17 protein-coding genes are annotated in these 18,777 nt (G+C 40.7%); 8 read left to right on the forward strand and 9 right to left on the reverse strand.

Features of this window, described 5'->3' with window-relative positions:
- The first annotated feature begins 604 nt into the window (after positions 1-604).
- Positions 605-1,309 (forward strand): cupin domain-containing protein, encoded by a 705-nt coding sequence (locus G4Y78_RS02320; protein WP_163831274.1) that lies wholly within the window; start codon positions 605-607, stop codon positions 1,307-1,309.
- Positions 1,310-1,357: 48 nt separating this feature from the next.
- On the opposite strand, the gene G4Y78_RS02325 is transcribed toward G4Y78_RS02320, so the two are convergent.
- The 8 genes from G4Y78_RS02325 to G4Y78_RS02360 all read right to left on the reverse strand — a co-directional run bounded on the left by G4Y78_RS02325 (position 1,358) and on the right by G4Y78_RS02360 (position 11,429).
- Positions 1,358-1,819: a hypothetical protein gene (locus G4Y78_RS02325; protein ID WP_163831276.1), complete on the reverse strand. Its 462-nt coding sequence runs from the start codon at positions 1,817-1,819 to the stop codon at positions 1,358-1,360.
- Positions 1,820-2,222: 403 nt separating this feature from the next.
- Entirely contained in the window at positions 2,223-3,755 is a 1,533-nt protein-coding gene (locus G4Y78_RS02330; protein WP_163831278.1) for a SpoVR family protein, read from the reverse strand.
- Positions 3,752-5,026, reverse strand: coding sequence for a YeaH/YhbH family protein (locus tag G4Y78_RS02335; protein ID WP_163831280.1), 1,275 nt, complete (start codon positions 5,024-5,026; stop codon positions 3,752-3,754). The genes G4Y78_RS02330 and G4Y78_RS02335 overlap by 4 nt, the downstream gene beginning before the upstream one ends.
- A 28-nt stretch (positions 5,027-5,054) precedes the next feature.
- On the reverse strand, positions 5,055-6,977 hold the full coding sequence (locus G4Y78_RS02340) for a PrkA family serine protein kinase (RefSeq protein ID WP_163831282.1): 1,923 nt from the start codon (positions 6,975-6,977) through the stop codon (positions 5,055-5,057).
- Between the two features lie 106 nt (positions 6,978-7,083).
- Positions 7,084-8,199, reverse strand: coding sequence for a dihydrolipoamide acetyltransferase family protein (locus G4Y78_RS02345; protein ID WP_163831284.1), 1,116 nt, complete (start codon positions 8,197-8,199; stop codon positions 7,084-7,086).
- Positions 8,196-9,179 (reverse strand): alpha-ketoacid dehydrogenase subunit beta, encoded by a 984-nt coding sequence (locus tag G4Y78_RS02350; protein WP_163831286.1) that lies wholly within the window; start codon positions 9,177-9,179, stop codon positions 8,196-8,198. The genes G4Y78_RS02345 and G4Y78_RS02350 overlap by 4 nt, the downstream gene beginning before the upstream one ends.
- Entirely contained in the window at positions 9,169-10,284 is a 1,116-nt protein-coding gene (gene pdhA, locus G4Y78_RS02355) for a pyruvate dehydrogenase (acetyl-transferring) E1 component subunit alpha (protein WP_163831288.1), read from the reverse strand. Before pdhA ends, G4Y78_RS02350 begins: the two co-directional genes overlap by 11 nt.
- Positions 10,285-10,367: 83 nt before the next feature.
- Complete coding sequence (locus G4Y78_RS02360) at positions 10,368-11,429, reverse strand: Leu/Phe/Val dehydrogenase (protein WP_163831290.1); 1,062 nt, start codon at positions 11,427-11,429, stop codon at positions 10,368-10,370.
- Between the two features lie 203 nt (positions 11,430-11,632).
- On the opposite strand from G4Y78_RS02360, the gene G4Y78_RS02365 reads away from it, so the two are divergent.
- Positions 11,633-11,983: a PilZ domain-containing protein gene (locus G4Y78_RS02365; protein WP_163831293.1), complete on the forward strand. Its 351-nt coding sequence runs from the start codon at positions 11,633-11,635 to the stop codon at positions 11,981-11,983.
- A gap of 4 nt (positions 11,984-11,987) precedes the next feature.
- Here G4Y78_RS02365 and lrp read toward each other — a convergent pair whose 3' ends face one another.
- Positions 11,988-12,485, reverse strand: coding sequence for a leucine-responsive transcriptional regulator Lrp (gene lrp / locus G4Y78_RS02370; RefSeq protein ID WP_163831295.1), 498 nt, complete (start codon positions 12,483-12,485; stop codon positions 11,988-11,990).
- A 158-nt stretch (positions 12,486-12,643) separates the two neighbouring features.
- On the opposite strand from lrp, the gene G4Y78_RS02375 reads away from it, so the two are divergent.
- The 6 genes from G4Y78_RS02375 to G4Y78_RS02400 all read left to right on the forward strand — a co-directional run bounded on the left by G4Y78_RS02375 (position 12,644) and on the right by G4Y78_RS02400 (position 18,722).
- Positions 12,644-13,900 carry a D-amino acid dehydrogenase gene (locus G4Y78_RS02375; protein WP_163831297.1) on the forward strand — a complete coding sequence of 419 codons (1,257 nt, stop codon included), beginning with the start codon at positions 12,644-12,646 and terminating at the stop codon, positions 13,898-13,900.
- Positions 13,901-13,930: 30 nt separating this feature from the next.
- Positions 13,931-15,016 carry an alanine racemase gene (alr, locus tag G4Y78_RS02380; RefSeq protein ID WP_163831298.1) on the forward strand — a complete coding sequence of 362 codons (1,086 nt, stop codon included), beginning with the start codon at positions 13,931-13,933 and terminating at the stop codon, positions 15,014-15,016.
- Between the two features lie 231 nt (positions 15,017-15,247).
- Positions 15,248-16,612 carry an NAD-dependent succinate-semialdehyde dehydrogenase gene (locus tag G4Y78_RS02385; RefSeq protein WP_163831300.1) on the forward strand — a complete coding sequence of 455 codons (1,365 nt, stop codon included), beginning with the start codon at positions 15,248-15,250 and terminating at the stop codon, positions 16,610-16,612.
- 132 nt (positions 16,613-16,744) lie between these two features.
- On the forward strand, positions 16,745-17,428 hold the full coding sequence (locus G4Y78_RS02390; RefSeq protein ID WP_163831302.1) for a TIGR00153 family protein: 684 nt from the start codon (positions 16,745-16,747) through the stop codon (positions 17,426-17,428).
- 121 nt (positions 17,429-17,549) lie between these two features.
- Positions 17,550-17,993 carry a GNAT family N-acetyltransferase gene (locus tag G4Y78_RS02395; RefSeq protein WP_163831304.1) on the forward strand — a complete coding sequence of 148 codons (444 nt, stop codon included), beginning with the start codon at positions 17,550-17,552 and terminating at the stop codon, positions 17,991-17,993.
- Positions 17,994-18,137: 144 nt separating this feature from the next.
- The gene (locus tag G4Y78_RS02400; RefSeq protein ID WP_163831306.1) at positions 18,138-18,722 is read left to right on the forward strand and encodes a hypothetical protein; all 585 of its coding nucleotides are present in this window, start codon (positions 18,138-18,140) and stop codon (positions 18,720-18,722) included.
- Positions 18,723-18,777 lie beyond the last annotated feature (55 nt).

An 18,777-nucleotide genomic window follows, 5' to 3' on the forward strand; every position in this document is an offset into this window, starting at 1 on the left:
ACCTGTAATAGGTGGCAAAACTACATTGGCTATGGGTTTTTAGTAGCAGGAAAGAAAAAGCCAGTGTTGTATTACAACACTGGCTTTCTAAGAAAAGAGAGAGTTTGTATGTTTGTTATTACTCGCTTGTAGGTAGTTTCCACAATGGTGTGGGTACATCTACGAATTTTGTATTTTTCTTCAGCTGGTACACTTACACGCAGTTAAGTTACTCGCTTGACTCCTAATTGGTACACTTTCACGCCCTAGCATCCCTCCTAATACGCTAGGGCTTTTTTTTGCTCAGTCGATAATACCCCCTAAATTCATTTCGGTCTATACCTATATAAAAATTTCTTAGAATATTTTTCTTTTTATTTCAAAACTATCAGACATTAAGCCATCAATAGTGATATTTTGTGATTTAAATGTTATTGATTGGTTAATGTAGAGGGGCTGCTTTTCTCGGTATTTGTGGGTGATCGGCAGAGTAAAAGCAAGGCACTCTTAAGTACTTAAACATCATCTCTGGTTCATTGACATGGAGGGTATTTAAACCATATTATCTATCTATTGATAGATAATATGGTGGAAAAGTTCTTCTTGTTTATGCCAAGGATATGTTATGTCTGATGATTCTAAGCAAAGGCAATATTCAAAAGTAAACGCAAATTTTTATAAGCGGGTAGTTATTAAACCAGAGGATTACCAGTGGGTTAGCTCACCTGTAAAAGGTGTTACTAGAATGATGCTTGATCGAATTGGAGAAGAGATAGGTAGAGCAACTTCGTTGGTGCGTTATGAGCCTAATAGCCAATTTACGGAACATATGCATGCAGGTGGTGAAGAGTTTTTGGTGGTTGAAGGAGTCTTTGCTGATGAGCATGGAGAATATCCAGTGGGGAGTTATATCCGAAACCCAATTGGTACTTCTCATTCGCCACAGGTAGGTGAAAAGGGAGCGCTGATTTTTGTCAAGCTTCACCAGTTTAATCAGGCTGATACCACTCCTGTCTCTATCAATACCCATAGACAACTATGGCAACAGGGCTTAGTTTCAGGTTTAAAAGTAATACCTTTACATGAGTTTCAAGGAGAAAATATAGCTCTGGTGAAGTGGGCGCCAAATACCCAGTTTAAGTTGCATATTCATCCTGGTGGCGAAGAAATTTTAGTGCTTGATGGTGTGCTATATGATGAGGATGGTGAATACCCTGCAGGTACTTGGTTACGCAATCCACCTTATAGTAGGCATATGCCTTATACAAAGGAAGCAGGTGCAATGATTTATGTAAAAGTAGGGCATTTACCACCAGAGGGGCAAAATTAAATATTCTTTGAGTCGTGAACTCAAAGAATATTTATAGCCTTACTAGTTTTAGAGAATAGATCGTTTAAATTCCCATTTATTATTTTGCAGGCATGCAATAGCAGGTCGAGATTCGCGGGATTTAAAACCATTATTTTCAATTTCAACTGAAATAGAGTAATTGCGACAAGCTTCTCCATCACTATTGGTATAGGTGCTACCTGCAGAAAAACCAAAGGTGCCTAAGTTTTGATTATTCCATTGGCGGTATTCTCCCTCGCTAAAGTTGGCAAAGGCTTGCTGAATTAAACCTTCATCTTGATCAGAAATTACGGACAGATCCACTTCGCTGTCATAACTCCACAGTGTCCATTTTAAAATGTGAGACCGTTCAAATTCCCAAATTTCAACAATTCCTGTTTGCCCTGTATTTTCTTGTGCTCCTGCTGATTTATTAGCCGAAGCTTGGCAGCCAGTTAAAATGAGCATCATCAACCCCATTATTACAGCTGAGATGGATGTATTTTTCATGGTGTTACCTTCTTACTAAGCTTGAGATAAAAATGCTTGTTCAATAATTTTAATGATTGTGATACAGCGTTTTAAAAATAAGTGCAACATTATTTATTGGACAAAGTAATAAATGAAAATACTCAGCACTAATTTAAAGGGAATTTTGAGTGTTTTGTAGTCAGGTTCAATTAGACACTGTGAAATGAGTCTGTTAAGTAATCAGTGTTGATGTAATTCAGGTGTGGCCAAATTTGCCATTTTTCTTGCTGTTAAAAAAGCATTTTCTTGAAGAATATTTGAGATTTATTTAGAGGTATTTCACAAAAAAGCAGGAGTGAGTATTAAAAGAGGTGTTACTGCAGCTTGAGAACACTTAAAGGCCAAATCAGCCCTTAAGTGTGAAACTCGATTAGTGTAAGACTCAGGTTAACTCAATCATTGATTTTTCTTCTTCTACCTCTTTTGGTGGGCAGTGATAACTGCTATGTACTTTTTTATCCCTGATAGACTCTAAGTGTACATCAAAGCCCCAGAGATTATGTATGTGTTTTAGCATTTCTGGTGTTGTTTTACCGAGTGGACGATGTTGATGTTGATAATGGCGTAAGGTCAGCGAACGATCACCTCTAACGTCAACATTGTAAACTTGAATATTCGGCTCCCGGTTACCCAGGTTGTATTGTGCTGCTAATGCTTCTCGAACAATGCGATAGCCTTCGTCATTATGAATGGCTTCAACTTCCAGGTAAGGCAGGTTTTCATCATCTCTAATGGAAAACAACTTTAAGTCCCGAATAACTTTTGGTGATAAAAACTGCAGAATGAAGCTTTCATCTTTAAAGTTTTTCATTGCAAAATGCAGGGTTTCTAACCAGTTTGAGCCTGCAATATCCGGGAACCAACGCTTATCTTCTTCGGTAGGGTTTTCGCAAATACGACGAATGTCAGTCATCATATTAAAGCCTAAGGTATAAGGGTTGATGCCAGAATAGCGGGGGTCATCAAAACTGGGTTGAAAAACCACATTAGAGTGCGAGTGCAACATTTCCATGATAAAGCCATCAGTTACCAGGCCTTCCTCATGCAAATGATGCAAAATAGTGTAGTGCCAAAAACAAGCCCAGCCTTCATTCATTACCTGGGTTTGACGCTGTGGATAAAAATATTGAGCAACTTTACGGATAATTCTGATAACTTCCCGTTGCCAGGTTTCTAGTAAAGGTGCATTTTTTTCAAAGAAATAGAGAATATTCTCTTCTGGATCATCCGGAAAGCGTTTTTCTTTTTTGTTTTTTCCTTTGTTTTCTTGTTTGGGAATTGTATTCCAAAGTTCATTAAGCTGACGTTGGCGATACTCTTCTCGTTCTTGTTGACGTGCCTTTTCTTCTTCAGTTGAGAGTGGTGCAGGGCGTTTATAGCGGTTAACACCATAATTCATTAAGGCATGACAAGAGTCTACAATATCTTCTACAGCATCAATACCGTATCGTTCTTCGCACTTATTAATATAATTTTTAGCAAACAATAAATAGTCCACAATTGATGTGGCGTCAGTCCAGGTGCGGAAAAGATAATTTCCTTTAAAAAATGAATTATGACCATAACTGGCATGGGCAATAACCAGTGCCTGCATGGTCATGGTATTTTCTTCCATTAAATAGGCAATACAAGGACAAGAATTAATAACAATCTCGTAAGCCAGCCCCATATAACCGCGACGGTAATTTTGCTGGGTATTTAAAAATTGTTTGCCGAAAGACCAGTGGCTATACATTAATGGCATACCTGTTGAAGCGTAGGCATCCATCATTTGTTCAGAGCTGATGACTTCAATTTGGTTTGGGTAAGTATCAAGCTGATAAAATTCGGCAACCCGGCTTATTTCTTGGTCATACTTTTCAACTAATTTGAAAGTCCATTCAGAGCCTGTTGAAATAGGTTGCTTCTTTTTCATGCTTCCTTCCTTTCGAATAATTGTCGGAAGACTGGATATATATCATTAACCGACTTGATTTGTTGCATGGCAAAAGTATTTGGAAACTCTTCGGTGATTTTATCGTATTCTCGCCATAAGTTTTGGTGGTGCCGATCAGTGATTTCCACATAAGCAAAATATTGCACTAATGGCATGATGTGATTAACCAAAATATCACTACAAATAGTAGAATCACCTTCCCAGTTATCGCCATCAGACGCTTGGGCGATATAAATATTCCAATCCTGAACAGGATAACGCTCTTTAATGACATCGCGACTGAGTTCTAATGCACTGGAAACAATGGTGCCACCTGTTTCGCGAGAATAGAAAAAGTCGTTTTCATCTACTTCTTTAGCTGATGTGTGATGTCGAATAAAAACGACATCAATTTCCTTGTAAGTTCGTTTTAGAAACAAGTAGAGCAAAATAAAAAATCGTTTAGCAATGTCTTTAATTTCTTGTGTCATAGAGCCAGAAACATCCATTACACAAAACATTACCGCTTTGGTGCTAGGAACAGGAGTTTTTACATAGTTATTGTATTTTAAGTCAAATTCATCAATAAAAGGTAAGCGTCTGAGTTTGATATTTAATTCACGAATGCGGTCTTTTATTTCTTTGGCACGAATTTCATCATAAGCACCTGGGTTAACTTCCATTTCCCGCAATTCACGTTTTAATTCGCGAATTTCTTTACGGTCAGAGCCTGACAAAGCAATGCGACGGGCATGAGCACTACGTAATGAACGAATGATATTGAGTTTTTCAGGAGTACCTTTGCTGGTAAAACCTGCCAGCCTAAATTTATAGGCAGTTGACTCTTTCAACTGTTTTTTTACTAGGTGAGGTAACTCTAAATCCTCAAACATGTATTCCAGAAATTCGTCATGGTTTATTTGAAAGGTAAAATCATCCATACCTTCGCCTTGATTACTGGCACGTCCTGATCCACTACCAGAACCGCCCCCAGCTTCAGGGCGACGGATTTTATCACCTTTAACAAATTCTTTATTGCCTGGGTGGACAATAGTGTTTTGCCCACCTCTTCCATGGTGAAATATAGGCTCAGATAGATCCTTATCTGGTATGGTAATTTGGCTCCCGCTTTCTACGTCGGTAATACTTCGCTTGTTAACTGCATCGGCTACTGCCCGCTTAATGTGTTTTTTATAACGGTGCAGAAAACGCTGGCGGTTAACCGTGCTTTTGTTTTTACCGTTGAGGCGTCTATCTATAATATGACTCATGGACTTACCTGCCGGTTAACTCAACCAATTATTGTGACTTGCGTACTCTAATATACCATTCTGAAAGTAGTCTGACTTGTTTTTCGGTATAACCCCTTTCTATCATGCGTTTTACGAATTCATTGTGTTTCCGCTGATCTTCGTTAGAAGCTTTAGCATTAAAAGAAATTACTGGTAGTAAGTCTTCTGTATTTGAGAACATTTTTTTCTCAATAACAGCGCGCATTTTTTCATAACTAAGCCAGCTTGGGTTTTTACCTTTATTGTTGGCCCGTGCCCGTAATACAAAATTAACAATTTCATTACGGAAATCTTTTGGATTGGCAATATTTGCTGGTTTTTCGATTTTTTCTAACTCATCATTGATTGCTTGCCGGTTAAGAATGTCACCTGTTTCAGGATCTCGGTATTCTTGGTCTTGAATCCAGAAGTCAGCATAAGTGATGTAGCGATCAAATATATTTTGGCCATACTCAGAGTAAGACTCAAGATATGCCGTTTGAATTTCTTTACCGAGGAACTCGATATACTTCGGTGCTAGAAATTCTTTGATAAAACGTAAATAACGTTCTTGAACCTCAGGAACATATTGTTGTTGTTCAATTTGCTGTTCTAATACATAGAGTAAATGAACGGGGTTTGCAGAAATTTCGCTGGGGTCAAAGTTAAAGACTTTTGATAGTATTTTAAATGCAAACCGGGTAGACAAACCTTCCATGCCTTCATCAACTCCAGCTGAATCGTGATATTCCTGCAATGATTTTGCATTGGGATCTGTATCTTTCAGGTTTTGACCATCATAAACTTTCATTTTAGAAAAAATATTGGAGTTTTCTGGCTCTTTAATCCGAGATAAAACAGAGAACTGCGCTAACATGCGTAATGTATCAGGTGCGCATGGCGAGTCGGAAAGTGAACTATTCTGTAATAATTTTTCGTAAATTTTAACTTCTTCAGTCACGCGTACACAGTAAGGTACTTTGACTATATATACACGGTCAATAAAAGCTTCGTTGGTTTTATTATTTTTAAAGCTTTGCCACTCTGATTCGTTTGAGTGAGCCAAAATAATACCTTCAAAGGGTAAACCGCCCATTCCTTCAGTGCTGTTATAATTACCTTCTTGGGTAGCTGTTAGCAATGGGTGAAGCACTTTTATTGGGGCTTTAAACATTTCCACAAATTCTAATAAGCCTTGGTTCGCACGGCACAAGCCGCCCGAAAAACTGTATGCATCTGGGTCATGTTGAGCATATTCTTCAAGCTGCCTAATATCGACTTTACCTACCAGGCTGGAAATATCCTGATTGTTTTCATCACCTGGCTCTGTTTTGGAAATTGCAATTTGGTTAAGAATAGAGGGATATAAACGCACAACTCTAAATTTGGAAATATCCCCGCCATATTCTTTTAAACGTTTTACTGCCCAAGGAGACATAACGCCTTTTAAGTATCGTTTTGGAATCCCATATTCTTCTTTGAGAATATTGCCGTCTTCCAAAGGATTGAATAAACCTAATGGGGATTCAAAAACAGGTGAACCTTTAATGGCATAAAAAGGGATATGCTCCATCAAACTTTTAAGTCGTTCAGCTAACGAAGATTTACCACCGCCAACTGGACCTAATAAGTAAAGAATTTGTTTCTTTTCCTCTAAACCTTGGGCGGCATGTTTGAAATAAGCAACTATTTGCTCAATGCATTCTTCCATGCCATAAAATTCAGCGAATGCAGGATATCTTTTGATAAGTTTATTGGAGAAAATTCGACTTAGCCTGGGGTCGCGGGAGGTATCTGTTAATTCCGGTTCGCCAATAGCGGCTAACATGCGTTCGGCTGCATTGGCATATACCATGCTGTCTTTTTTACAATGTTCCAGGTACTCTTGTAGGCTTAATTCTTCTTCTTGAATAGACTCATAACGACTTTTTATAGAGCTAAAAATATCCATTATATTCACCCGCTGACATGTAATTAACTAAAATCCCAAATCCTTCAAACCCTTAGACTCACGAATTACAAAGTTGTTAAGAAAAGTATTGAATATTGCCAGGCAATTAACTTTCCAGTTCCGTTGTAATTGCCTGCAGAAATCGGGCCGCTTCTCCCCCTGTTACAGCTCGATGGTCAAAAGTCAGAGATAAAGGCATTATTTTATGTATTGCTATCTCGTTATTTATTGCGACAGGCTCTTTTCTGACACGTCCTGTACCTAATATGCAAACAGTGGGGGGCACCACAATTGGGCTAGCATAACGGCCTGAAATGGTGCCGAAATTACTTAAAGTAAGTGTAGCACCTTGTAGCTCAGATGGAGGGATAGTTCTTGCTTCTACATCTTTGCGTAGGTGGTTTAACCCTTTACGCAAATCAGCTTCATCACGGTTTGCTACGTCTCGTAACACGGGAACAAATAAACCCTGAGGGGTATCAACTGCAATGCCTATATCCACTTTTTTGTGTAACCGGCGAGCCATTCTCTCACCATCAAACCAGGCATTCAGATGAGGCTCTACTGTACAAGCTTTGGCTAGGGCCTTGACCAAACGAATGGTCATGTCTTCTTTAGGTGCCCAGTGGTTGATATCTGCGTCATCGAACAGGGTGACAGGTACAATTTCCTGGTGAGCCAGTGTCATATTTTTAGCCATATGTTTCCTGACCCCAGTTAAGGGCTCAGCCTGGCTACCGAGTACTGAATTTAAACGGGCTGCCCGCTCCACGTCTTCAGTGGTGATGAATTGGTTGGCTCCGGTTGCTTTAACAGTTGAGAGGTCAATATTCAGGCGTCTAGCTAATGCCCGAACAGCAGGGGTTGCCCTTATTTGAGCTTGACGGCTGGTACTGGGTGAGGCACCGATGATGAATTCATCTTCTTCATGCTCACCTTCCGCTGCTTGCTTGATTTCACCAACTACCGTGCCAGTATCTTCGTCTTCTTCATTGGCAAACTCCACTAATGGTTCGCCAGTGTGAATAGTGTCGCCTTCATTTACAAATAGCTTGGCAATAACACCATCCTGAGGAGAGGGAACTTCAACAATTGCTTTGGCAGTTTCAACGGAAACTAATATTTGATCTTCTTTTATTTGTTGGCCAGGTTTGACATGCCATTTCACAATATCTGCTTCAGGAATACCTTCACCAAGATCGGGTAGTTTGAAAAATTTCATGCTTGCTCCATGGTCTTATTCACAGCATTAATGACGTCGTTTTTATTAGGTAGGTAATACTGTTCCGTGCGGTAGTAAGGCATGGTGATATCATAGCCAGTAACTCTTTCAACTGGGGCTTGCAATTCTACAGCAGCGTGGTAGCTGACTTCCGCTGCAATATCAGCGCTAACAGCCCCTGTTCGAGCGGCCTCATGAACAATGACGCAGCGACCTGTTTTCTGAACTGAGGCAAGAATGGTGTTGTAATCAATGGGTTTGATGCTTGCTAAATCTATCACTTCAGCAGAAATACCACTTTCCTCTAAGTCCTTTGCAGCTTGCAGTGTTTCTTGGACTGAAGCGCCCCAGCTAATCAAGGTGACATCATGACCTTCTTTTAAAGTGAAGCAGGTATCTAGCGGCAAAGCTTGTCCATCATCTGGTACTAACTGCTTGGTTGCTCGATAGATTCGTTTGGGTTCTAAAAACAATACCGGGTCAGGGTCTTGAATGGCTGCGAGCAACAGCCCATAAGCCCGCTTTGGTGAAGAGGGAATGACTACCCGAATCCCTGGTATGTGGGCAAATAATGCTTCAGTGCTTTCAGAGTGATGCTCTGGTGCATGAATGCCTCCACCAAAAGGAGCGCGCACTACCATTGGGCAGGTTAATCGGCTACGGGTTCTGTTGCGCATTCGGGCTGCATGACACATAAGCTGCTCAAGGGCGGGGAAGATAAACCCCATAAACTGAATTTCAGCAACAGGTTTTAACCCCTGGGCTGCCATGCCAATACTGACACCAGCAATTAAGGCTTCAGCTAAGGGGGTGTCCATTACGCGCCTAAAACCGAATTTTTCTTTAAGCCCTAGGGTGGCTCGAAAAACACCGCCATTAGCTCCCACATCTTCGCCCAGTACGACCACATCAGGATCATTGGACATGGCGTAATGTAGAGCTTGGTTAACGGCTTCTACTAAGGTGATTTTATTCGTCATGGCCACCTCCCTGGGTTATTTTGGCTTCCATTGCCATTTGTTGCTCTACCAAGCTGACTGGCATTTGCTGATAGTGATGGGTGAATAAATCACTGATTGGAGGGGGAGGGGTTTTCAGATATTCGTCTACAGCTTGCTGCACATTATCTGCTACCTGGGCTTGAAGGCGTTGTTCTTTCTGCTCATCCCACCAGCCATTGCGATGCAGATGTTGTTGAAGTCGTTTAATGGGTTCTTTTGCCCAGCCAGCTTTAAGCTCTTCGGCACTGCGATAACGGGTAGCATCATCAGCGGTAGTGTGATCACTTAGGCGATAACTGATGGCTTCAATCAAGGTAGCGCCTTTGCCTGTTCGAGCTCGATGCAGTGCCTGGCTAATAACTTCGTGTAGGGCAATGACATCATTACCATCGACTTGTAAAGAAGGAATACCGGCACTAATACCTTTATGGGCTAAGGTGGATGCACCACACTGGAGCCTTCTTGGTACGGATATAGCCCATTGGTTGTTATTAACCACAAACACCAAGGGGAGCTGCCAAACGCCAGCAAGGTTGATGCTTTCAAGAAAGTCACCTTTAGAAGTACCACCATCACCACAGGTACAAAGCACAGCACGTTGTTGGCCACGGATCTTAATCGCAGCAGCGACACCTGCTGCCTGGGGAACTTGAGTCGCAATGGGGACACAATAGGGAAAGTCTTGTTCGCTGTCGGGGTTGGCACTTCCTCGCTCATCACCTCCCCAGTATCGATACACATCAGCTTGTTTCATGCCCCGCATTACCATAGCTGCATGATCTCGGTAATAAGGGACCAATACATCATCTTTAGCCATAACACTAGCTATAACAACAGCAATAGCTTCTTGACCAAGAATGGAAGGGTATGTACCGAGCTGCCCGGTTCTTTGGAGAGCAATGGCTTTTTGGTCTGCTTGGCGGGCTTGCACCATTTCTCGGTAGTAGTTAATGAGCTTGTCAGGCTTATCAGCCCATTCTGGCAGCGGTTGAGTTAAATTGGCGTGCTCATTTAGGTATTGCACATAATCAATAGAGACTTTCGCCTGAGATACATTCTTCTGGGAAACACTGTTTTGGGACATGTAATCCCCCTTTTTATATTTATCATTTAGCTGATGATTATCTCAGATCTATTGAGATAATCAGGCGTGGGGCTGGCCTTGGGTTATTGGCCGGCACCGAAAACTACTTTGTTAGACTGTTGGGATTTGTAAAGTACTTCTTCAGCCATATGATCGGCTATTTCGCTACTAGGCATATTTTGGTTGAGAGAACGTTTGAGCAGAGTATTAAGGGTTATACCAATCTCCTCTATTTTCTTTTTAATGGCGTCCAGCTTAGCGCCTTTATGTTGTAGTGCAACAAACATCAAACCACCTGCATTGATTAAGTAATCAGGCGCATACAAAATATTCCGTTGATGAATAATTTCACCACAATGAGGTAGTGCCAGTTGATTATTGGCTGACCCTGCGACTATCTGACAGTTTAATTCATCGATAGTGGTTTTGGTGAGAATGCTACCCAGGCCGCAAGGGCTGAAGATATCGCAGTGGACTTTATGAATAGCGTCCGCCGGTGCTGCAGTGGCATTAAATTCATTAACGCAACGGGCTAGCTTGGATTTATCAATATCTGCCACGGTGAGCTTAGCGCCAGTTTCATATAATAGCCTGGCAAGCTCATAACCTACGTTACCTAGCCCTTGAATGGCGACATGAACGCTTTGCAGGTTAGTTGCACTGTGCCCTTTGAGCTTTAAGCAGGCTTTTATCCCAGTAAAAACTCCTAATGCAGTAAACGGTGCTGGATTACCAGTAGCAGACGTGCAAGTAACATAATGGCTTTGAGTGGCAGCCGCATCCATATCTTCTGTGGTGGTACCTGCATCCATTGCAGTGATATAGCGTCCTCCCAATTCATTGACAAAACGACCGAAGGCTTCGAACAGCAAAGTACGATCATGAATTTTAGCTGGTTTCAAAATGACGGCTTTACCACCTCCAAGTGGCAAGTTAGCTAAAGCAGCTTTATAGCTCATCCCTTTAGCTAGACGGATAGCGTCATCAATTGCTTGGTCAGTACTTTGGTATTCAATAATCCGGCATCCACCAAGAGCTGGGCCTAACCGGGTATTGTGAATTGCAATAATGGCTTTTAAGCCCGTTTGCTCATCGTATTTAAAGTGAAGATCGTTCACTCTAGCAGTTGTCATGCGTTTAAACATAACGGGATCCTCCGTTTCCGCTAAACACATTAGGTTTTTAACCTGTATGTAACTTTAGTATACCTGTGTTCAGGTTTGCTTTCGTTTTAGCTGTAAGTCAGGAAGCTGTTTTTTTGGCTGGCGAGTAAATTAACACTTACACTTAGTAGTGTTCTCTAATGGCTACTATAAACTAGGTAGCAGTGACTTGTATGGAGTAGCTGATGACAGATGGCCAACACGACGAACGGAGGAGTTTGCCAAGGAAACGACTAAAAAATTGTCGTGTGGAAGTGGTAAGCCAGCAAACAGGGAAAGCTCTTGGGAAAGTGTTTGATATCAATATAAAAGGTTTTATGCTGCTTTCGCCTGATAAAGTTGAGCTTTATGAACAACTTGCATTAGCCTTTGTGCTTCCTGATGGGCAGGAAAATGGAACCCAAATAAACTTCGAAGCGGAGTGTATGTGGTGCCAAGGTTCAAATTTTTCCAGTGACTTTGGCGCTGGCTTTGAGTTTAAGCGCATTAAAAAATCCCACCTGCCTATACTCAAAGCCTTTATTGATGAGTTTTAGCTTATTAAGCTGGGTCTTCAAGAATAGGGATTGTTAAGGTTTCTTTTAATTCTTCCATGACAATATAGCTTTTTGACTCTCTCACTCCTGGCAATTTGAGTAGAATATCTCCCAGTAGCTCACGATAAGATGCCATTTCCGAAATGCGGGCTTTAATCAAATAATCAAAATCACCCGACACTAGATGGCATTCTAAAACATGAGGAAGCTTTATTACGGCACGGCGAAATTCATCAAATATATCGGCAGACTTTGAATATAAACAAATTTCCACAAACACTAACAAGCCAGCTTGAAGTAATTGAGGGTTTAGCTTTGCAGCATAGCCTTCAATATAACCTTCCCGTTCCAGCCGTTTAACACGTTCGAGGCAGGGGGTTGTACTTAGTCCTACTTTATCAGCTAAGTCTACATAGGATATTCGACCATCTTCTTGTAATATTCGCAGAATATTTCTATCGATTCGATCTAACTGACGGCTGGTTTCTCGTTTATTTCTCATTGCTATCTAAATTGGCCGATGCTGTTACAGTTCAATGTAATTTATTTTTTAAAAAAGTACCACATTTGTTGTCTGGCGTATTCGGTTGTAATGGGTTTGTTTTATTATTGCAAGCTTATGGGCACTTCAAATAATACCAAACTCAAATAGGGGGTAGAGTGAAGGTAGTCGTCTTAGGTTGTGGAGTTATTGGAATATCAACCGCTTATTATTTAGCAAAGCAGGGCCATCAGGTTACAGTGGTCGATCGTCAGCCGGGACCTGCTTTAGAAACCAGTTTTGCTAACGCCGGACAAATTTCCCCTGGTTATGCGGCTCCTTGGGCGGCTCCAGGGATTCCCTTAAAAGCAGTAAGGTGGATGTTACAAAGCCATTCACCACTGGTTATTCACCCTAAATTAGACTCTTTATTTTGGCGTTGGCTATGGCAAATGTTATCTAATTGCAACAATCAGCATTATGCTACCAATAAGGCCAGAATGGTACGACTGGCGACTTATAGTAAACAATGTCTGATTACTTTAAGGAAAGAGTTAGATCTTTGTTACGAGGGGCGCTCTTTGGGTACCTTGCAGTTATTTAGAACCGCTAAGCAGCTGCGTGCAATTGAAAAAGACATTAAGGTGCTTGAGCAATATCAGGTTCCGTATGAATGTTTAGACGTTGCTGGCTGTGTTAAAGCTGAGCCTGCCTTAAGTTATCAGCAACATAAAATAGTAGGTGGTTTACGTTTGCCTCAGGATGAAACTGGCGATTGTTATTTATTTAGCCAGGCATTATTGAAGCAGGCAACGCAGCTTGGAGTTAGCTTTTTATTTAACAAAAAAATTCTTGGCATTAATGCAACGACTTCCGAGGTTAAAAATCTGGTCTTGGAAGATGGTGTTATTGAAGGTGATTGCTATATCGTCGCTTTGGGAGCTTTTAGTCCTGCATTGTTAACCTGGTTGGATATTAAATTACCAATTTATCCAGTAAAAGGTTATTCGCTGACAATACCTATCGAAAATTCTGAGATGGCACCTTGCTCTACAGTAATGGACGAAACTTATAAAGTTGCCATGACTCGGTTTGATCAGCGGCTGAGAGTTGGCGGTACAGCAGAACTGGCAGGGTTTGATCTTTCTTTGCAGGAATCAAGACGCAAAACCCTTGCCCATGTTGTCTCAGATTTATTTCCGAAGGCAGGCAATGTGACAGAAGGGGAGTTTTGGAGCGGTTTACGACCAATGACACCAGACGGAACCCCAGTTGTCGGTCCAACTCCATTGAATAACTTATATTTAAATACAGGACATGGTACGTTAGGCTGGACTATGTGTTGTGGCTCAGCCAAGTTGTTAGCCGATCAAATAATGGGTAATACCCCAGAAATTGATCCTGAAGGGTTAGCTATCTGTCGCTACAGTAAATAAGTAAGGTAGTAATAGTGGTAATTAAACTTCATGAGTCGTCCTACCAAAGCGGTCGTTAATTTAACTGCTATTCGCCATAATTATCAGTTGGCGAAGCAATTGATCAAACAACCAGCACTTGCTGTTATTAAAGCCGATGCATATGGGCATGGTGCAACTGCCGTAGCTGAGGCGTTGCAAGATATTGCTGATGGCTATGCAGTGGCTTGTATTGAAGAGGCGCTGCAGCTACGTAAAGTTGGTATTAGCCGACCAGTTTTACTACTGGAAGGTTTTTTTGAAAAAGATGAGTTGGCTATAATTGCCGAGCAGCAGTTTATTTGCGTTATACATAATCTTTGGCAGCTTCAATGCTTATTAAATACAATTCTAAGCAAACCAATATCAGTTTGGTTAAAGCTTGATAGTGGTATGCATCGTTTGGGGTTGTCAGCAGAAAACTTTTTAACCGCTTATCAGCAATTAATTCAATCGCCTAATGTGCAGCAGGTGGTGTGTATGACTCACATGGCCTGTGCTGACGAACCTGGAAATAGTATGACTCGGGTTCAATTAGCCCACTTCAATAAGTTGATTGAGCCTTTTAATCCGCCAATGAGTGTGGCTAATTCGGCAGCAATATTGGCCTGGCCAGAAACCTATTTAGGCTGGGGAAGGCCAGGCATTATGCTTTATGGTGCATCACCATTTATGCAAAATCAGCCCAAGTCTACTAAAGCTTTGCAAGCTGCGATGACACTGCAGTCAGCGTTAATAGCTATAAAAACCGTACAAAAAGGCGATACTGTTGGCTACGGTGCAACTTACCAAGCTCCAGAGACAATGCTTGTGGGTGTCGTGGCTATTGGGTATGGTGATGGCTATCCCCGTCATGCCAAGTCGGGCACTCCTTTATTAGTCAATGGTGTTCGCTGTCCGCTAATTGGTCGGGTGTCTATGGACATGCTGGCTGTTGATTTGCGCCCAGTAGCCAATGCTCAATTAAATGACCTGGTGGTGTTATGGGGAGAGGCGCTACCAGCTCATGAGGTGGCAGTGTGGGCAGATACAATACCCTATGAGCTTTTTACGGGAATTACTCGACGTATAAAAGTGGAATATATCTCTGGGAAATAAATTGCAATAACAAGTTTTTTAATTACGGAAAAAGCTAAATAGAAACTATTTGATCTAAGCCCTTCAAATGATTGTTGTAACGGTTAACTTAAAAAAATGATTGTTGTCTAAATAGTAAACAATTGGGTGCGGCTGTTCACAATTGACCTGAAAAGGGTTTTGCGTGTGTTAACATTTAGCGGTATTGTTTGGCGAATTATTTGTGAGAAATAAGGCCTTTGAGGAGTCTGTATGAAGCTCCAGTCTGTAAATCCTTTTAACCAAGATCTGCTTGCCGAATTCGAAGTGTTTGATAATAACAGTTTGGAGCAAGCTATTACTGAAGCTAATCGGGGCTTTGGCCTGTGGCGTCAGTTTACTTATAGTAAGCGGGCCGATGCGGTAAAAAGGTTAGCCAGTCTTTTAAAAAAACAGCGTGACTCGCTTGCAAAATTAATTACCTGCGAGATGGGTAAGCTTTATAAAGAAGCATTGGCAGAAATTGATAAATGTGCATTGGCTTGTGAATATTATGCTGATAATGCTGAGCAAATGTTAGCACCAGTGCAAGCGACAACAGATGCAAGCCGCAGTTATATCACTTATCAGCCACTTGGCGTTATTATGGCAGTAATGCCTTGGAATTTTCCTTTTTGGCAGGTTTTTCGATTTTTAGTTCCTGTGCTAATGGCGGGTAATACCGCAGTGTTAAAACATGCTTCTAATGTTCCACAATGTGCCTTGGCGATTGAAAAATTAGTAAAAGAGGCTGATTTGCCGGACGGGTGTTTTCGTACCTTAATGGTAGGCTCCAATAAAGTGGAGCAAATTATTGCAGATAAACGGATTAAAGGTGTAGCACTCACGGGGAGTGAGTTAGCAGGACGGCAAATAGCCAAAGTGGCTGGCTACAATATTAAAAAATCTGTGATGGAGTTGGGTGGATCCGATGCATTTATAGTTTTGGATGATGTAGATTTAAATTTAGCTATTCCTACAGCCGTTACATCTCGGTTTATGAATGCAGGGCAAACCTGTATTTCTGCCAAGCGGTTTATTGTTCAGTCATCCATTGCTGAACAGTTTGTTGAACAATTTAAACAAGCTGTTGGTCAATTAACTCTGGGCGATCCGTTAGACCCTGCAACAACTTTAGCCCCAATGGCACGTAATGATTTACGTTCTGAATTACATCAACAAGTCACTCACTCGTTAAAACAAGGTGCAGTTAATTTATTAGGCTGTGAACGAGGAGAGGGGGACGGTAATTTCTATCAGGCTTCAATTTTGGGTAGTGTTAAACCGGGTATATTAGCTTACCAAGAAGAAATATTTGGGCCTGTTGCTAGTATTATTGAAGTAGCTGATGACCAAGAAGCAATAGCAGTTGCCAATGATAGCCCATTTGGTCTTGGCGCTAGTATTTGGAGTCAGGATAACGAGCGAGCAGAACAAATAGCTTTATCACTTGAGGTAGGTAATGCATTTATCAATGGTTTGGTAAAAAGTGATGTTCGATTACCTTTCGGTGGAGTTAAGCGTTCTGGTTATGGGCGTGAGCTTGCTGCAGAAGGAATTAAAGAGTTCACTAATATAAAATCCGTTTGGATAAAATAAGTCTTACATCTGGTCCTCCCTAAAGGCTGTCAGTAAAAAGAATTTTTAGTGACAGTCTTTTTACCTTCCCTGCACTTGCCTAAGTGCTAAGCTTATAAAAGTGTAAATGAACTAAAGGAAGGGGGAAGGCTTATGTTTCGCCACGCTATCATTGATCTTTTTGCCCGTTCACCTTTCCACCCTATTCAACAACACATGGTTAAAGTCCTTAGCTGTGTTGAGCTTCTACCTAAATTTATGCAAGCAGCTGCAGGTGATGACTGGGAAGAAGCTGCTGTTATAGAGCGGCATATTTATGAGCTTGAACATGAAGCCGATGAACTGAAAAAAGAAATCCTCCAACGACTACCAGCTGGAATTTTAACCCCTGTACCCCGAGAGTTATTATTTAAACTAGTTTATGATCAAGACGAAGTTGCTAATATTGCAGATAATATTACCACCCGAATTATTTCCCGCCAGTTAGTTATTCCTGAAAAAGTGATTAGTCCACTCAGTCAATTTGTAAAGGTGGTGGTTGATACCACGACCTTAGCTCATCGTTGTGTTGGGGAGTTAGATGATCTATTGGAAACAGGCTTTAGAGGCAAAGAAGCTGATATTATTTCAGAAATGACCCAAGAAGTAGAAGATTTAGAAGATACTGCTAGAACCCAGTTAAGAGAAAATCGTAAAGTAATTTATAGCCTTGAAGACCAGCTTAATTCATTGGATGCTGTTTGTTTATACCGAGTGGTTGACGATTTAGCTGAACAGGCATCAGCTGCCAGAAGTATCGCCATGCAGCTGGAATTGATGGTAGTAAAATCCAGTTAGTTATTCTTAGCTTCAGATACCAGCTGTTAATTTCACTTGTATTAATGCGCAATCCTGTAGGAATACATTTTTTGGCAGTATAATACTGTAAAAATTATACGAAACCTGTAGGAGAGAGTTGATGGAAGTTAGAAAAGCAACACTAGAAAATCTTAACCAGGTTGCTATTTTGTTCGACAAATACCGTCAGTTTTATAAGCAAGCTACTGATTTAACCTCATCTACAGCCTTTATTAAGGAAAGGCTAGTAAATAAAGACTCAGTGATATTTTTAGCATTCGTTAACAACCAATCTGTGGGGTTCACCCAGCTTTATCCTGCGTTTTCATCTGTAGCCATGAAACGAATGTGGTATCTTAATGACTTATATGTGCACCCTGATTACCGTAAAAAAGGTATAGCAGAGGCGCTATTGGAGCAAGCTCAACAATTAGCACTTGATACTGATGCATTAACAGTCAAACTTGCGACAGCCGTAGATAATAATGAAGCAAAAGCTTTATATGAAAAAGTGGGGTATCAAAAAATCACTGCTTTTGATCATTATTCGAGGAAGGTTGGGTAGTTGCTAAACAGAACATAATCTACATGGATATACATGTAGATATTATGTTAAGTCTGGTTATGTAATGTTATTGGTTATGTCTTATTTGTAGTATTTATTTTATAGTGTTGTCTCTATGAGCTTTTATATTTTGAAAAGAGTAATATGAGTAATAGTGACATAGCAGCAGTAACTAGCATAAGTGATAGTATAGAAACCAATAATCTCCAGTCAAATTACCAAATCATTAGCTTGGGGGCAGTTGTCTATCAGCAGTCTACTAATAAAGACTTAATATCTGATGATAGTGAGACTCAAAGCTTATTTGGTGAAATTGAATATGGATTAACCATTACAGCTAAGAGTAATGACGATACTGCAAAAATTGATGAGTTTTTTCAATCTACACCTACAGTTGAATTGAGTACAAATAATGACGATTTCGACTACCTGACTGGAAATGAGTACAATAATCTTTCAGGTGCAGGTGACTCAGACTACCTTTTAGGTGGTGCTGGTAATGATATCCTTTTAGGTAATGATTCATATTATCAGGAAGGTGTTAGCAGCTTGATTGATCCAGTTTCAGAAGAGAGTGAGTTAAGTGCTTATCAAGTGGATGACCTGATTCAGTCGATGGCTAGTTTTAATCAAAGAGAGGCTGCTACAGCTATTATTACAGCAGATGGTGGGTTAACTGATATTGATGGAACCATAGGATTGTTGCCAACAACTAGTTTACCTCAGTAATTTTATATAACGATTATTGATTTAGTAAAATAAAAAGAGGCTTATAGAACCAGCC

Origin of the sequence: Spartinivicinus ruber (assembly GCF_011009015.1) — a bacterium.
Lineage (GTDB): Bacteria > Pseudomonadota > Gammaproteobacteria > Pseudomonadales > Zooshikellaceae > Spartinivicinus > Spartinivicinus ruber.

Bases quoted from the DNA above. Each gene is read 5' to 3' on its own strand.
- G4Y78_RS02345 (WP_163831284.1), bottom strand. From the start codon at position 8,199: ATGAAATTTTTCAAACTACCCGATCTTGGTGAAGGTATTCCTGAAGCA.
- G4Y78_RS02400 (WP_163831306.1), top strand. From the start codon at position 18,138: ATGAGTAATAGTGACATAGCAGCAGTAACTAGCATAAGTGATAGTATA.
- G4Y78_RS02340 (WP_163831282.1), bottom strand. From the start codon at position 6,977: ATGGATATTTTTAGCTCTATAAAAAGTCGTTATGAGTCTATTCAAGAA.
- lrp (WP_163831295.1), bottom strand. From the start codon at position 12,485: ATGAGAAATAAACGAGAAACCAGCCGTCAGTTAGATCGAATCGATAGA.
- G4Y78_RS02385 (WP_163831300.1), top strand. From the start codon at position 15,248: ATGAAGCTCCAGTCTGTAAATCCTTTTAACCAAGATCTGCTTGCCGAA.
- alr (WP_163831298.1), top strand. From the start codon at position 13,931: ATGAGTCGTCCTACCAAAGCGGTCGTTAATTTAACTGCTATTCGCCAT.
- G4Y78_RS02320 (WP_163831274.1), top strand. From the start codon at position 605: ATGTCTGATGATTCTAAGCAAAGGCAATATTCAAAAGTAAACGCAAAT.
- G4Y78_RS02350 (WP_163831286.1), bottom strand. From the start codon at position 9,179: ATGACGAATAAAATCACCTTAGTAGAAGCCGTTAACCAAGCTCTACAT.
- G4Y78_RS02360 (WP_163831290.1), bottom strand. From the start codon at position 11,429: ATGTTTAAACGCATGACAACTGCTAGAGTGAACGATCTTCACTTTAAA.
- G4Y78_RS02395 (WP_163831304.1), top strand. From the start codon at position 17,550: ATGGAAGTTAGAAAAGCAACACTAGAAAATCTTAACCAGGTTGCTATT.
- G4Y78_RS02390 (WP_163831302.1), top strand. From the start codon at position 16,745: ATGTTTCGCCACGCTATCATTGATCTTTTTGCCCGTTCACCTTTCCAC.
- pdhA (WP_163831288.1), bottom strand. From the start codon at position 10,284: ATGTCCCAAAACAGTGTTTCCCAGAAGAATGTATCTCAGGCGAAAGTC.
- G4Y78_RS02325 (WP_163831276.1), bottom strand. From the start codon at position 1,819: ATGAAAAATACATCCATCTCAGCTGTAATAATGGGGTTGATGATGCTC.
- G4Y78_RS02335 (WP_163831280.1), bottom strand. From the start codon at position 5,026: ATGAGTCATATTATAGATAGACGCCTCAACGGTAAAAACAAAAGCACG.
- G4Y78_RS02365 (WP_163831293.1), top strand. From the start codon at position 11,633: ATGACAGATGGCCAACACGACGAACGGAGGAGTTTGCCAAGGAAACGA.
- G4Y78_RS02330 (WP_163831278.1), bottom strand. From the start codon at position 3,755: ATGAAAAAGAAGCAACCTATTTCAACAGGCTCTGAATGGACTTTCAAA.